We start from the raw sequence: 14203 nt of genomic DNA on the forward strand, positions 1-14203 counted from the left end.
AGGAGCACTATGCGTGGCTCCTCCCGGGTGATACGGCCTGCCCGATGACCGTTCGCACGACGCCCTAGGCGGAGGGCCGGGGCACGGGCGCCGCGGCGATGCCGTCCGCGCGTCACCCCGCCATGGTGTGGTGGCGCCCGAGGGGGAGCATGAGGGGCTTGTTCGACGTCGGATCGAGGACCACCTTGCTCTCCAGGCCGAACACGGCGCGGATGGTGTCCTCGGTGAGCACCTCCGCGGGGGTGCCGAGCGCATGGACCCGGCCCTCCCTGAGCGCGATCAGGTGATCGGCGTACCGGGCGGCCAGGTTGAGGTCGTGCAGCACGATCACGATCGTGGTGCCGCGCGAGCGGTTGAGGTCCGTCAGGAGATCGAGGACCTCGAGCTGATGGCTGACGTCGAGGAACGTCGTCGGCTCGTCGAGGAGGAGCACATCGGTCTGCTGCGCCAGGGCCATGGCGATCCAGACGCGCTGCCTCTGCCCGCCGGAGAGCTCGTCCACGGGCCGCTCGGCGAGCGCCGCCGTGTCCGTGGCCGTGAGCGCATCGGCGACGGCCTGGTCATCGGCCGGCGTCCAGCGGGAGAACAATCCCTGGTGCGGGTGCCGCCCCCGCCCTACCAGGTCCGCGACCGTGATGCCCTCGGGTGCCGACGGTGACTGCGGCAGGAGCCCGAGCGTCCGGGCGAGCTCCTTCGCCGGTATCCGGTGCACCGCACGCCCGTCGAGCACCACCTGCCCGCTGCGGGGCGCCAGGAGCCTGGACATCGACCGCAGCAGCGTGGACTTGCCGCACGCGTTGGCGCCGACGATCACCGAGATGCCGCCCATCGGTACGCGGAGGTCCAGGTGCTCGATGACGGTCCGTGCGCCGTAGCCGGCGCTCAGGTCCTGGACGTCGAGGGTGTGGGCTGCGGTCATAGTGAACCTCCCGAGCGGTTGGTCCGCACGATCAGATAGACGAGGTAGGGCGCCCCGAGGACACCCGTGATGACGCCCACCGGGTACCGGACGTCGAAGGCGTACTGGCCGAGGAAGTCCGCGGTCACCACGAGCAGGCTCCCGACCAGCGCGGAGGGGATGAGCAGGGAAGCGCCGGGCCCGACGATCCGGGCCGCGATCGGCCCGGAGAGGAAGGCGACGAACGCGATGGGACCCGCGGCCGCCGTCGCGAAGGCGATCAGCCCGACGGCGGCGATGATCACGATGATCCGCGTCCGCTCCACCCTGACGCCGAGGGCGGCGGCGGTGTCGTCACCGAGCTGCGAGGCGGCGAGGTTCCGGGACTGCGTGAGGAGCACGGGCGCGAGGACGGCGAAGGCGATCGCCACGGGCAGCACCTCCGACCACCGCGCCCCGTTCAGGCTTCCCGTGAGCCACCGGGATGCCTCCTGCAGGTCCCACTGGGCGGCCCGGCTGAGCACGTACGCCGTGAGGCTGTCGAGCATGGCGGCGATGCCGATGCCGATCAGGATCAGCCGTGTGCCCACCACGCCGTCCTTGAAGGACAGCCCGTACACCAGCAGGGCGATCCCGAGCCCGGCGACGATCGCGACGACCGACACCTGGGTTGCCCCGAGGCCGAGCGTGATGATGGCGAAGGCTGCGGCAGCGCTCGCGCCGGCGCTGATCCCGATGATGTCCGGGCTCGCCAGGGGGTTGCGGAGCATGGTCTGGAAGGTCACGCCACCGATCCCGAAGCAGAGACCGGCGATCACCGCGAGCGTCGCCCGGGGCAGCCGCAGGCGGCCGACGGTGAAGCCGGCGCCGTCGATGTCCTGGCCCAGCATCACGCCGAGGACGTCCCTCGGCGGATAGTAGGTCTGTCCGACCGAGAGGGAGACCGCGAAGGCGACGACGATCAGGCCCGCGAGGACGCCGACGACGACGCGCCGGCGCAGGGTGCGCCGGCGCCGTCCTCCTGCGATCTCGTGGGCGGAGATCCCGATCCGCCGCTGGGCCTGCAGTGTCGTCATAGCTCCCGGACCTTCTGTCGGCGCACGATGTAGATGAAGAACGGCGCTCCGACGAGCGCGGTGATGATGCCGACGTCGATCTCCTCGGGGCGGGCCACGATCCGCCCGAGCACGTCCGTGGAGGTGAGCAGGACCGCGCCCAGGACGGCGGACATCGGCAGGAGCCAGCGATGATCGACGCCGATCAGCAGGCGGCACGCGTGGGGGACGACGAGCCCGACGAAGCCGATGGGCCCGGTCACCGCGGTCACCGCCCCGCACAGGAGGACGGCCCCGAACGCCGCGCTGCCGCGGGCGACGGCCACGCGCTCCCCGAGGCCGGCCGCGAGCTCGTCACCCAGGGCGAGGGAATTCAGGGACCGCGCGGAGAGGAGGCTCAGGGCGAGGCCGACGGCGAGGAAGGGGAGGACCTGGCCGATGCCCGAGAACGTCCCGCCGCCCACGCCGCCGATGAGCCAGGACCGTACGCTGCCGGAGATGTCCCCGCGCGGCAGGACCACGGCGCTGATGAGCGAGGTCAGTGCTGCGGAGGTGGCCGCGCCGGCCAGTGCCAGCTTGAGCGGCGTCGCTCCTCCACGGCCGAGGGATCCGATCACGTAGACGAACACCGCGGTGACGGAGGCCCCGGCGATGGCGAACCAGATGTAGCCCGTCGCCGAACCGAGGCCGACCGTGGCGATGCCCACCACGACCGCGAGGGAAGCGCCCGTGGTGACGCCGAGGATCCCGGGGTCGGCGAGGGGATTGCGCGTGACGCCCTGCATGACCGCTCCGGAGAGGCCCAGCGCCGCGCCCGCGAGTACGGCCAGCAGGGTGCGGGGGATCCGCTTGGCCACCGCCGCCTCGTTGAAGCCGTCGGTCGATCCGCCGAGCGCCGCCAGGACGTCGGCCATCGCGACGTCGCGGGACCCGATGATCACGGACGCGACCATGACGCCGCCCAGGGCTGCCAGCAGGACGAGGACCCACACCGGCCGCAACCGCCGCAGGCCCCGCTCGGGAGCGGGACCTGCGGCGGTCTGTGGAGCGGGAGCGGCCACTACGACCTGTCTGCGGCGTCCGAGATGAGCGTGAGGTAGTCCTCGAGCACCCAGGAGATGGACAGCGGCGTGGGGTTCGCCGCGGTCCCGACGGGCGTGGTGCCGGGCAGGTTCACGATGGCCTTCCTCGCGACGGCGGGGATCTGCGAGAGGAGCGGGTCGGCCTCGAGGGTGGAGACGAGCTCGTCGTCCCCGTAGGTGACGATGATGTCGACGTCGTCGAGGACATCGGCCTGTTCGGTGCTGAGGGTTCCGGAGAAGAGATCGGTCTCGGCCGAGGCTGTGGCGACGCTCTCGGGGGTCGCGAGTCCCAGGTCCTGGAAGAACATGGCGCGCGTGTCGTGGGTGGTGTAGTAGCTGACCTCGCTGAGGTCGGTCGGGTCAACGTGCGTCATGAACATGGTCTTCTTGCCGGCGATCGCGGGGAACTTCGCCGTGGCGTCGCTGATCTGCTGGTCCAGGTCGGCGATCAGCTCCTCGCCCTCCTCGGCCATGCCCATCCCGGCGCTGTTGAGTTCGATCATCTCGCGCCAGGGGGCGCCCCACGCGGTCTCCGGGAACGCGACGACGGGAGCGATCTCGCTGAGCGTGTCGTAGTCCTCCTGCGTCAGCCCCGAGTAGGCCGCGAGGATCACGTCGGGGGCGGTGTCGGCAACGGCCTCGAAGTCGATGCCGTCGGTCTCGTCGAAGAGGACGGGCGTCTCGCCGCCGAGCTCCTCGAGCTTCTCCGAGACCCAGGGGAGGACGCCGTCGCCGTCGTCGTCCCCGAACGTCGCCGCTGCCATGCCCACCGGCACGACGCCGAGTGCCAGCGGCACTTCCTGGTTGGCCCAGGCGACGGTCGCGACGCGCTCCGGCTTCTCCGGGAGGGTGGTGGTCCCGAAAGCGTGCTCGATCGTGATCGTCCCGGAACCGGCGTCGGACGCGGCGGCGTCCTGCCCCTGGGCCGGAGTGGCACAGCCACCGAGGGCGACCGTCATGGACGCCGCGGCGGCGAGGGCGAGGAGTCTGGGGGCGCGGAGCATTGGTTCCTTCCGGGGAGGCGATCAGGCGGTACCAAAGCACAACCGGTCTCGTCCAACCTCGGTGCGTCAGGTAAGGATGACCTTAGCAGCAATTAGCGCACGCTCTCGTGACGTTATTCATCGCTGCCTTCCCGGCGCCTGCCGGATCGCCCTGCCACTCCTTCGCGATGCGGACAATCCCTGTCCGGAATACCGCGCGGGCCGTCCCTGACCGGAGCACAATCAGGGCATGGCACTGCGCTGGTACTCCACCGTCATCGAGTCCACCGACCACCGCGCCCTGGCGCGGTGGTGGGCCCAAGCCCTCGGATGGGAGGTTCTGTTCGACTCCGACGACGAGGCCGTGCTCGTACCGCCGTGGGCCCGCGAACTCGGGCCCACGCTCAGGTTCGAGCAGGTGCCGCCGGGCCTCGTCTTCGTGCCCGTGACGCACGGCAAGCAGGGGAAGAACCGGCTGCATCTCGATCTCGCGCCCCAGACCGGCCAGGACCGCGACGCCGAGATCGAGCGACTGATCACTCTCGGCGCGCAGCGGATCGACGTCGGCCAGGGCCCGGATGTCTCGTGGGATGTCCTCGCCGACCCGGACGGCAACGAGTTCTGCGTGCTGTCCTCCCGGGAGTACTGAGCGCTACAGCTCGATGCGTTCCGTCTCGATGACTTCCTTGCGCACCTGGCCGCCGACGCTCTCGTCATGCGTGCGGGCCTCGCGGCGCATCCGGACGCGCTCGATCGGGACGACATCCACCTCGACGCGCGGCTTCTCCTCGTACAGGACCACCTCGACCGTGTCCCCGTTGAACGCGGTCTCGACCGCCGAGTAGAGGCGCTCGCGCTCGGCCTCCGTGAAGGTGCCCTGGCCGTCGTCGTAGAACGGCGTGCCGTCCTTGATCGGCACGCGCTCCACGACGAGCTCCTCGCGGCGGATCTGCACCGTCATGGTGACGTCCTCGGTGACGACGCGCTTGACGAGGCGTACGCGCTCCGTCTCCCGGATCTCGGTGCCCACGCGGAGCTGCTCCTCCGAGCGCGTCATCGAGTAGTCGCCCTCCGGGCGGGAGGACTGCGTCCGCGCCACTGCCGCGGAGGACTGCTCCCGGGTCGCGAGCTCCTCGTCCTTGGAGGGCATCAGGCCGTAGTAGCGCAGGAGGTGCTGTTCCTCCTCGGGGCTGAGGTGCCCGTCCTGCGACATCTTCGGGGATTCGTAGACCTTGCCGTGCGTATAGGGCAGGCGGACGTCGCGGCCGTCGAGCACGGCCCCGCGCAGCGGCGCGAAGGACTCGGGACTCCCCATGGTGTGGGTGGCCACGGTGACCCAGCTGGGCTCCCCGGTGGCGTCGTCGACGTAGAGCTGGCCCATGGGGCCGAGCACGGCTCCGTCCTCGCTCAGCACGTTGGCGCCGGCGTTCATGGAGTCCTTCATCTGTTCAAGCGTGATCATGATGGCCCTTTCGAGGAGGTTGGCTCCCCTTCACCGTAGGTGCCACCGGAAGCGATAGCAAGCATGCTTACTACCGGAGGGGGTCCGGAGGGCGCCACTCAGCCGGTGAGCACCCGGATCACGAGGAACACGAACGGCAGGTAGAGCACGCCGGCCACCGTCTGCAGGGTGATCGTGGAGGCCATGAGTCGCGCGTCCCCGCCGAGCGCCCGGGCCATGACGTACGCGGAGGACGCCGTCGGCAGGGACAGGAAGAGGATCACCGTCGCGGCCGGCTCGCCGGTGAGCCCCACGAGCAGGCATCCTGCGATGCCGAGGCCGGGCAGCACCGAGAACTTGACCGCGGTGGCGAGGCCCACGGCACCGACGGTGCGGCCCATGCTCCGCAGCTCCAGCGCCGCCCCCACGCACAGGAGTCCGAGCGGCAGCGACGCGCTGCCCAGGGTCCGCACCAGATCGGAGATCCCCGGCGGCAACCCGATGCCCGTCACGTTGAGCAGGATGCCGATCGCGCATCCCAGGATCAGCGGATTGGTGGCGATGCTCCGGAGCGTGCCGCCCAGGGTCAGCTTCTCCGAGCCGTAGCGCGCGAAGGCGAGCGTGCAGATGACGTTCACGAGCGGCACGAGGATGGTGTTCGCGATCGCAGCGAGCGCCACGCCGTCGGACCCGAACAGGGCGAGGGCGATCGACAGGCCGAGGTAGTTGTTGAACCGGATGCTGCCCTGCAGGACGGAGGTGAAGGCGGGACCGTCGAGGTCCAGCCGGCGCTGGGCGGCCACGAGACCGAGGGCCGCCAGGACGACCGGCCCGGCGAGGACCGGCGCCATCAGGCCGATCGGCAGTCCCGCGAGGTCCGCCGTCGCCGTCCCGTGGATGAACAGCGCCGGCAGGAGGATGAAGTAGCAGAGCCGCTCGGCCGGCCGCCAGAACGCCGGCGCCAGGAAGCCGCGGGCACGGATGGCGTAGCCGAGGGCTATCAGGCCGATCACCGGTCCCAGCGCCACGAGGGTCTGCACGATCACGGGCGGGTACCGGCGGACGGGACCTTCGCGATCACCAGCCGCGGGCCAGGAGCCACTCACTCGCCAGGCGGCTCCACTGCTCCGCTGCGCCGCTTCCCTCCGCCAGCCCGAGGCCGTGCTCGCCCTGCTCGAAGACGTGCAGGGCGTGCGGGACCGCGTGTGCCGCGAGCGACTGCCCGAGCAGGTAGGCGTGCTCCACGGGGACGGCCTCGTCCGCAGCGGTGTGCCAGATGAAGAACGGCGGTGCGTCCGGTGTGACGAGGCGGTCGAGCGAAGTGGAGGCGCGGATCCTCCCGCCGGCGTCGGGGCCGAGCAGTTCGTCCTGCGAGCCCCGGTGGGTCGCGAGTTCCATGGACACCACGGGATAGCAGAGGACGGCGGCGTCCACGCGCTCGTCCGGCTCGCCGAGGGGCGCCAGCGCCGCGTGTCCCGCGAGGTGCCCGCCGGCCGAGAAGCCGAGGAGCGCCAGCCGTTCGACGCCGGAGGCGCGGACACGGCGGATCTCGGCGCGGACGGCGGCGAGCGGTCCGGGGTGCCGGGTGTGCACAGGGTAGCCGAACACGCTGGCGGAGAGGCCGAACGAGCGCAGGCGCTCGGCGACCACCTCGGCCTCGTTGTCGGACAGCATGGTGTAGCCGCCCCCGGGCAGGACGATGACGTGCGAGGATTTCATGCTCCCACCGTACTGCGGCGGCGGAGAGCGGTGGGCCCGGCCCGGCCGAACCGGTTAAGCAAGAGAGCCCCCGGCCATCGGGCCGGGGGCTCTGCGTACGTCCGGAGGGACTGTCAGCCCTCGCACTCGGAGCAGAACTTCTCGCCGTTCTTCTCGCGTGCAAGCTGGCTGCGGTGGTGCACCAGGAAGCAGGACATGCAGGTGAATTCGTCCTCCTGCTGCGGGATGACCTGGATCAGGAGTTCCTCGTGGGAAAGATCGGCCCCGGGGAGGTCGATGCCTTCAGCGGTTTCGCCGTCCTCGACATCGATCAACGCAGTCTGCGTGGTCGCGCTGCGCTGTGCCTGGATTGCCTCGAGGGACTCGTTGGCCGGCTGGTCTTCCGGGCGAACGCGTGGCTCGTCGTAGTCGGTTGCCATTGCGGTAGATCTCCTTCTGTGGGCGGGAATGACGCCCAGATGCCACTCTCAACCTCGGCGGAGGCGGAAGTATTCCATATACCGGCTGCAATATACCCGGTGCGGCTGGTATTTTTCTCCAACCGTCCCCGGCACGCCGATCCGCACCCCTTTGTGACGCGATGCGCCGGGCATGCTAGGCGGACGGGCGGCAGGACGCCTCGACTCCCCCGGCGAGGCACGCCGTGGCACGACCGCCGTGGCACGACCGCCGTGGCACGGCCGCCGTCGTAGGGTGGGACCCAGACCCTCCCCACCGTTCCAGGAGCATCCATGGCATTGGCGATCGACCTCAGCGGCAAGACGGCACTCGTCACGGGATCCACCCAGGGCATCGGGCTGGCGATCGCGGCCACCCTGGCCGCCGCGGGCACCCGCGTGGGAGTCAACGGTCGCAGCAACCGCAGTGTCACCCGTGCCATGGAGGCGATCCGGGAGGACGTACCCGACGCCGAGCTCATCGCCGTCCCCGCCGATGTCACCACCGACGACGGCGTGGCGAAGGCCCTCGCCGTCCTGCCCGCCGTGGACGTCCTCATCAACAACCTCGGGATCTTCGGCGCGCAGCCGGCCCTCGAGATCGACGACGCCGAGTGGCGCCGCTACTTCGACGTCAACGTCCTCACCGCGATCCGGCTCACACGCGCCTACCTGCCCGGCATGATCGGTGCCGGCTGGGGACGCATCCAGTACATCGCCAGCGATTCCGCCGTCGCCGTTCCCGCCGAGATGATCCACTACGGCGTCTCGAAGACGGCACTGCTCGCCGTGTCCCGTGGTTTCGCGAAGGAGGCGAGCGGGACAGGCGTCACCGTGAACTCGATCATCGCCGGCCCCACCCACACCGGCGGCGTCGAGGACTTCGTGTACCAGCTCGTGGACAAGGACCTCGAGTGGGAGGAAGCGCAGCGCCGGTTCATGACGGACCATCGCCCCCAGTCGCTGCTCGAACGCCTGATCGAGCCCCAGGAGATCGCGAACATGGTCACCTACCTCGCCTCGCCGCTCGCCTCGGCGACCACGGGTGCGGCCGTTCGGGTGGACGGCGGGTACGTGGACTCCATCCTCCCGTGAGCCTCACCGCGGTCCTTCCGCCGAACGGCGCGCTCGACGCCGGCCCGATGGCCGCGATCCTCGCCAACCACGCCATCCCCGGCTGTGAGCTGACGGACCGCGAAGGGCGCACGCACACGCGCCTGCTGGCGACGCCGGGCGGGCCCTGCCGCATCACGGTCACCATCCGGGCCGACGGCGTCGAGCTCACGGCCGACACGGAGGACGGCGGTGACTTCGCGCAGCTCGTCCGGACCACCCGGGCGTGGCTGGACCTCGATACGGACACCGGCGCCGTCGCCCGCGCATTCTGGCAGGACCCGCTCCTCGGCCCGCTGGTGCGACGGCGCCCCGGGCTGCGCGCCGTCGGCTATCCGGACGCCTTCGAGGCCGCGGTCATGACGGTCCTCGGGCAGCAGGTGTCCGTCGCCGCGGGAGGAACGTTCGGCGGCAGGCTCGCCGCGGCCTACGGCACTCCGTCATCCTCCGGGCTCATCGCGTTCCCCACCCCGGAGGCGATCGCCGACGCACCGCACGAGGAGCTGCGCGCCGCTGTCGGGGTGACCCGTACCCGCGCGGCCACCGTGCAGAACGTGGCGCGCGCCGTCGCCGGAGGGCTGTCCCTCGACGCCGACGGGGACCATGCGGCGCTCCGGAAGGAACTGCTCGCCCTCCCGGGCATCGGCCCGTGGTCCGCGGACTATCTCGCCGTGCGGGTCCTGCGGGACCCCGACGCCTTCACGCCCGGCGACCTCGTGGCGCGCCGGGCGATGGGCAACCCGAGCATCAGGGACGCCGAACTCCTTTCGGAGGCCTGGCGCCCGTACCGCGCGTACGCCCTGTTCCATCTCTGGACCTCGGCGACCTACAGCGGAGCCTAGATGTACTCAGACAGCGGTCCTCCGGCCGCTGCGCAGCGCGATCTCCAGCTCGAAGCGCACCTTCGGATCCTTCAGGTCGTCGCCGAACAGCTCGCGCAACTGCAGCACGCGATAGCCGACGGTCTGCGGATGGATGCCGAGCTCCTCGGCGATGGGCGCCCGCTGGCCCCAGTGCCGCAGCCAGGCCAGCAGGGTCTCCTCGAGCTTCTCCCGCTGGCCGTCGGGCAGCCCTGCCAGCGGTGTGAGCCGCCGCCGGGCCAGTTCGCCGACGGCCGAGGGCTCAGCGGCCAGGACCACCTCCGTCAGGTGCTCGTCCGCCCAGACCGGCGGATCGTCGTCGCCCTCGCGCTGCGGCAGCATGGATGCCGCCAGGACCGCCAGGCGCAACGACTCCGGGACCTGCTCGAGGCTGCCTGCGGGACCGACCGCCGCGCTCCTGCCGGCAAGGACCCGGTGCAGCTCGGCACGCGACGCCGGTCCGCGCTCGGGCACCAGGGCGACGGCGTCGGTCTCGCGTTCGATGATGATCGCCCCGGGTGCGAGCCGCTGCCGGAGCCCCTGGGCCCGCTCCAGCGGAAGCGTCACGACGGCGAGCTGCGCAGGCACGGTCCAGTCGGCGAGCGAGGCCGCCTGGCGCAGCGCGGTCTCGTCCGCCTGGCCGAGCAGCAGCAGTTCCAGCAGTTCGGCGCGCCGCCGGTCGACCGCGCCGGCGCGTTCCGACTGCTCGAAGGCGTAGGCCTGGGCACTCACGGCGGAGAGCTCGTCGATGTACGCCATGATCGATTCGCCGAGATCCACCACCACGGCGGAGCCGAGGCCCTCCTCCATCGAGCGGCGCGACATCTCCCGGAAGGTCACGCGCGCGCCCATCCGGTAGGCGCCGAGCAACGAATCCATACTGCGTCCCTGCTGGAATTCGCCGCGGCCGAGGCCCGCCACGAGCTGGCGGCTCTGGTCGGACAGGGCGGGCAGCCTCGTGCCCGGCAATTCGAGGAACCGGTCCAGGGCGACCGCCACGCCGAGGCGCAGTCCCCGGCCGAAGCCACCCTCGATCGGACGGGCATAGGCCGGGACCAGTTGGGGGACGGCCTGGATGATCGCCTCCACCAGATCGGCGGTGAGGGGCCTCAGGCGGTCGCTCACCTCCGGCGGAAGGGCAAGCCACGGTGGTTCCGGCGGAGCGACCGATACCTCGTCAGAACTCATCCGAGCACCCCTTATCTATTTCGCTGCAATAATTCTCCTCCCCCAACTGTATGCCCGGAGTGAAGATTTCTAGCGGGAGAGGCTATATCGTTAATTCAATGATCCGGTTCACCAAGCTGGCGCGTGCAGCATCCGCGCTCATCACACCGCTCACGCCGGAAGACTTCCTCGCGCTGTTCAATCCCGTGTACTCCTCACGACAGCTCCGCGGCGTCGTCACCCGGGTGGTGCACGAGACCGAGGACTCGGCCACCATCTACTTCCATCCCGGCAACGGCTGGCATGCACACCAGGCCGGCCAGTGGGCGCGCATCGGCGTGGAACTCGACGGCGTACGGCACTGGCGCTCGTACTCCCTGAGCAACGCCGCCGGGCATGATCCGGCCATCACGGTGAAGGACGCCGGCTCCGTGTCGCACGTCCTGGTGCGGGACACCAAGCCGGGTGACGTCCTGTTCCTCGCGCCTCCCCAGGGTGACTTCGTGCTCCCCGAGCACCCGAGGTCCCTGCTCATGCTCACCGCGGGCAGCGGCATCACCCCGGTCATGTCCATGATCCGCACCCTGGTCCCCCGCCGACCGGATGCGAACGTGGTGCTCATCAACTCGAACAGCACCCCGGAGAAGAGCCTGTTCCGCGAGGAACTGGACGAACTGGCCGACCAGTTCCCCAACCTCACGGTCCGCCACTGGTTCACGAGCGCCCGCGGCCGGCTGGAGTTCACGGCGAAGACCATCGCGGACCTGTGCCCGGACTGGCGCTCCCGGGCAGCTTATGCCTGCGGGCCGGAGGGCTTCCTCAACGCCGCCGAGGAGTTGTGGGAGCGCGAAGCGGCCCTGGAGACGGCACGCACCGTCCCGAGCGTTCCGGCGGGCACCGAAGGACAGGCTTCGACCACGGGCACGCTGACCATCGAGCGGTTCAGCACGGACCTCACGGCCGGTGCCGGCCACGACGGCGGCCTCGTCACCTTCGAGCAGTCCGACCGCGAGGTGCAGGCCGACGGCGACACCCCCCTGCTCGATATCGGCGAGGACGCCGGCATCCTCATGCCGAGCGGCTGCCGCATGGGCATCTGCCACAGCTGCCTGATCCCGCTGCGCGCCGGGCAGGTCCGCGACCTCCGCACCGGCGAACTGCACAACGCGCCCGGCCAACTCATCCAGACCTGCGTCTCGGCAGCCGCCGGGCCCGTGAACCTCGACCTTTAATCCCCCACCAGAGGAGCTTCCATGACCACCACGCTGACACGCCCGGGCGCCCTTGCGGCCTCGGGCCACCCCCTGGTCCGCCCGGACGCCGCCAAACACCTGACGGACGAGCAGGTCGAAGCCCTCGGCCGCGAGCTCGACGCCGTACGGGACGAGATCCTCGCCAAGCGCGGCGCAACGGATGCCGCCTACATCCGCCGCGTCATCAAGGTCCAGCGGAGCCTCGAGTTCGCGGGGCGCGGCACGCTCCTGTTCAGCAAGTACAAGCCCGCCTGGTTCGCCGGCACGGCGATGCTGAGCATCGCGAAGATCCTCGAGAACATGGAGATCGGGCACAACGTGCTCCACGGCCAGTGGGACTGGATGCGGGATCCCGACATCCACTCCACCACCTGGGAGTGGGACTTCGTCACCCCGGCGCGCTCCTGGCAGCACACCCACAACGACCTGCACCACCGCTGGACCAACGTCATCGGGAAGGACCGGGACGTCGGATACAACCTGCTCCGCATGGATCCCGACCAGCCATGGCGACCCTTCAACCTCGGCAACCCGCTGTACAACGCCGTCCTGGCGCCGGTCTTCGAGTGGGGCATCGCCCTCTACGACCTCGAGATCCCCGAGTACAAGGAAGGCCTGAAGTCCAAGGAGGCCATGAACCGCGACCTGAAGGCCGTGGGGGTCAAGGTGTTCAAGCAGTTCTCCAAGGACTACGCCGCCACCCCCGCCGTCGCGATGCTGACCGGTTCGGGGAAGCAGGCCCTCTACGGGACGCTCGCCGCCAACGCCATCCGCAACTTCTGGGCGCACGCCGTCATCTTCTGCGGCCACTTCCCCGAAGGAACCGACACCTTCACGGAGGAGGAGGTCGAGGGCGAGACGCGCGGCGACTGGTACGTCCGCCAGATGATCGGCTCGGCCAACATCTCCGGCTCGAAGTTCATGCACCTCATGACCGGGAACCTGTCCCACCAGATCGAGCACCACTGCTTCCCCGACCTGCCGTCCAACCGGTACGCCGAGGTGGCGGTGAAGGTCCGCGAGATCTGCGGGCGCTACAACCTGCCCTACACCACCGGGCCCCTGCCCAAGCAGGTCGGCTCCACCTGGGCGAAGATCTTCAAGCTCGCCCTGCCCAACCGCAAGCCGAAGGCTGCCACCGCGTAAGGCACGCGTGGCGCGGTCGTCCCGGTCCCGGCCGGGCCGACCGCCGCCCGACCTGCACCGCCGGGAGTGCGGAAAGGACCGCCGAAAGCACTCTCCGGCGGTCCTTTCCGCACTCCCGGCGGCGTGGGCGAGCGCAGGCTCAGACGGAGGCGTCCTCCGCGAGCAGGGCATCGACCTGGCCGAGGGCCTCCCGGATGCCCTCCTCCATGCCCATCTCCACCATCTGGTTGAGCTGTTCAAGGGACTCGAAGGCCGTGGTCATGGTCATGCGGGTACGACCGCCGAGGTCCTCGAGCGTCACGGTCGCCGTCGTCTCGCCCATGTCGGCCACAGGGTCGCCGTTCTCGTCCGCGAACCCGTCGACGAACCTCAACCGGTGCGGAGGCTCGACGGCGGTGATGCGCCACCATCCCCGCGCCTTCTCGCCGTCGGGCCCGGTCATGAAGTAGGCCGCCCGCCCGCCCTCCTCGAACTCGTAGGCGTCGAACGTCGCAGGCCACGTCGGCGGTCCCCACCACCGCTGGAGCTGCTGCGGATCCGCCCAGATCCGCCACACGCGTTCCACTCCGGCATCGAACTCCGCGACGAGCCTGAAGTGGAGTGCCTCGACGTCCTTCTCAGTACTGATGACCGCCATGATGCTGCCTTCCTAGTCCATGTCCCCGGCATCCTCGGCGAGGATGTCCGTGATCCGGTCGACCCGCTGCCGCCAGATCCTCTCGTACTCGTCGAGCAGGCGGCGGGCCTTCTGCACGCCGTCGACCTGTCCGCGCACGATCTGCTCCCGTCCGCGCTTCTCCTTCGTGACCAGAGCGGCCCGCTCGAGGACGGCCACGTGTTTCTGCACGGCGGCGAAACTCATGTCGTACTGCTCGGCCAGGCCCGATACCGAATACTCGGCGACCAGGACGCGCGCCACGATGTCCCTCCGTGTCGCGTCGGCGAGCGCCTGGAACAGGCGGTCCACCTCGTCCGCACTCAACTGTTTTACAACCATATGGTTGTACATTACGCGCCGGGCCGGACGGGGTCAAGGGCGGCATGGCAGG

The 14203-nt window shown here is 70.2% G+C and carries 16 protein-coding genes; 5 read left to right on the forward strand and 11 right to left on the reverse strand.

Annotated elements, in window-relative coordinates:
- Nucleotides 1–112 precede the first annotated feature (112 nt).
- The 4 genes from AC1MFI_RS04455 to AC1MFI_RS04470 are packed head-to-tail and all read right to left on the reverse strand — an operon-like array spanning nt 113 to nt 4039.
- Nucleotides 113–919 (reverse strand): ABC transporter ATP-binding protein, encoded by an 807-nt coding sequence (locus tag AC1MFI_RS04455; protein ID WP_479819932.1) that lies wholly within the window; start codon nt 917–919, stop codon nt 113–115.
- Nucleotides 916–1974 (reverse strand): FecCD family ABC transporter permease, encoded by a 1059-nt coding sequence (locus AC1MFI_RS04460; protein ID WP_479819933.1) that lies wholly within the window; start codon nt 1972–1974, stop codon nt 916–918. The genes AC1MFI_RS04455 and AC1MFI_RS04460 overlap by 4 nt, the downstream gene beginning before the upstream one ends.
- Nucleotides 1971–3014, reverse strand: coding sequence for a FecCD family ABC transporter permease (locus tag AC1MFI_RS04465; RefSeq protein ID WP_479819934.1), 1044 nt, complete (start codon nt 3012–3014; stop codon nt 1971–1973). The genes AC1MFI_RS04460 and AC1MFI_RS04465 overlap by 4 nt, the downstream gene beginning before the upstream one ends.
- Nucleotides 3014–4039, reverse strand: coding sequence for an iron-siderophore ABC transporter substrate-binding protein (locus tag AC1MFI_RS04470; RefSeq protein WP_479819935.1), 1026 nt, complete (start codon nt 4037–4039; stop codon nt 3014–3016). The genes AC1MFI_RS04465 and AC1MFI_RS04470 overlap by 1 nt, the downstream gene beginning before the upstream one ends.
- 229 nt (nt 4040–4268) lie before the next feature.
- Here AC1MFI_RS04470 and AC1MFI_RS04475 point away from each other — a divergent pair, with 229 nt between their 5' ends.
- Nucleotides 4269–4667, forward strand: a complete 399-nt coding sequence (locus AC1MFI_RS04475; RefSeq protein WP_479819936.1) for a VOC family protein — start codon at nt 4269–4271, stop codon at nt 4665–4667.
- A gap of 3 nt (nt 4668–4670) precedes the next feature.
- Here the strand turns inward: AC1MFI_RS04475 and AC1MFI_RS04480 are convergent, their stop codons facing one another.
- The 4 genes from AC1MFI_RS04480 to AC1MFI_RS04495 form a co-directional block, all read right to left on the reverse strand.
- Nucleotides 4671–5480: a YsnF/AvaK domain-containing protein gene (locus AC1MFI_RS04480; RefSeq protein ID WP_479819937.1), complete on the reverse strand. Its 810-nt coding sequence runs from the start codon at nt 5478–5480 to the stop codon at nt 4671–4673.
- A 98-nt stretch (nt 5481–5578) separates the two neighbouring features.
- Nucleotides 5579–6505, reverse strand: a complete 927-nt coding sequence (locus tag AC1MFI_RS04485; protein ID WP_479819938.1) for an AEC family transporter — start codon at nt 6503–6505, stop codon at nt 5579–5581.
- Nucleotides 6506–6536: 31 nt separating this feature from the next.
- Nucleotides 6537–7178, reverse strand: a complete 642-nt coding sequence (locus tag AC1MFI_RS04490; RefSeq protein ID WP_479819939.1) for an alpha/beta hydrolase — start codon at nt 7176–7178, stop codon at nt 6537–6539.
- A 113-nt stretch (nt 7179–7291) separates the two neighbouring features.
- Nucleotides 7292–7597, reverse strand: a complete 306-nt coding sequence (locus AC1MFI_RS04495) for a DUF4193 domain-containing protein (RefSeq protein WP_479819940.1) — start codon at nt 7595–7597, stop codon at nt 7292–7294.
- A 318-nt stretch (nt 7598–7915) separates the two neighbouring features.
- Between AC1MFI_RS04495 and AC1MFI_RS04500 the strand changes: the two genes are divergently transcribed.
- Nucleotides 7916–8710, forward strand: coding sequence for an SDR family NAD(P)-dependent oxidoreductase (locus AC1MFI_RS04500; protein ID WP_479820781.1), 795 nt, complete (start codon nt 7916–7918; stop codon nt 8708–8710).
- Nucleotides 8707–9570 carry a DNA-3-methyladenine glycosylase family protein gene (locus AC1MFI_RS04505; RefSeq protein WP_479819941.1) on the forward strand — a complete coding sequence of 288 codons (864 nt, stop codon included), beginning with the start codon at nt 8707–8709 and terminating at the stop codon, nt 9568–9570. The genes AC1MFI_RS04500 and AC1MFI_RS04505 overlap by 4 nt, the downstream gene beginning before the upstream one ends.
- 6 nt (nt 9571–9576) lie before the next feature.
- On the opposite strand, the gene AC1MFI_RS04510 is transcribed toward AC1MFI_RS04505, so the two are convergent.
- A complete protein-coding gene (locus AC1MFI_RS04510) occupies nt 9577–10776 on the reverse strand; it encodes a PucR family transcriptional regulator (RefSeq protein WP_479819942.1) in 1200 nt (399 codons plus the stop codon).
- 98 nt (nt 10777–10874) lie between these two features.
- Here AC1MFI_RS04510 and AC1MFI_RS04515 point away from each other — a divergent pair, with 98 nt between their 5' ends.
- Together AC1MFI_RS04515 and AC1MFI_RS04520 are read left to right on the forward strand one after the other, a co-directional pair.
- A complete protein-coding gene (locus AC1MFI_RS04515; protein ID WP_479819943.1) occupies nt 10875–11987 on the forward strand; it encodes a ferredoxin reductase in 1113 nt (370 codons plus the stop codon).
- A gap of 21 nt (nt 11988–12008) precedes the next feature.
- Nucleotides 12009–13154, forward strand: coding sequence for a fatty acid desaturase family protein (locus tag AC1MFI_RS04520; RefSeq protein ID WP_479819944.1), 1146 nt, complete (start codon nt 12009–12011; stop codon nt 13152–13154).
- 139 nt (nt 13155–13293) lie between these two features.
- Here AC1MFI_RS04520 and AC1MFI_RS04525 read toward each other — a convergent pair whose 3' ends face one another.
- Nucleotides 13294–13791, reverse strand: coding sequence for an SRPBCC family protein (locus tag AC1MFI_RS04525; RefSeq protein WP_479819945.1), 498 nt, complete (start codon nt 13789–13791; stop codon nt 13294–13296).
- Nucleotides 13792–13803: 12 nt separating this feature from the next.
- The gene (locus AC1MFI_RS04530; protein WP_479819946.1) at nt 13804–14151 is read right to left on the reverse strand and encodes an ArsR/SmtB family transcription factor; all 348 of its coding nucleotides are present in this window, start codon (nt 14149–14151) and stop codon (nt 13804–13806) included.
- Nucleotides 14152–14203: the final 52 nt, after the last annotated feature.

The organism is Arthrobacter sp. BC5 (genome assembly GCF_056680255.1).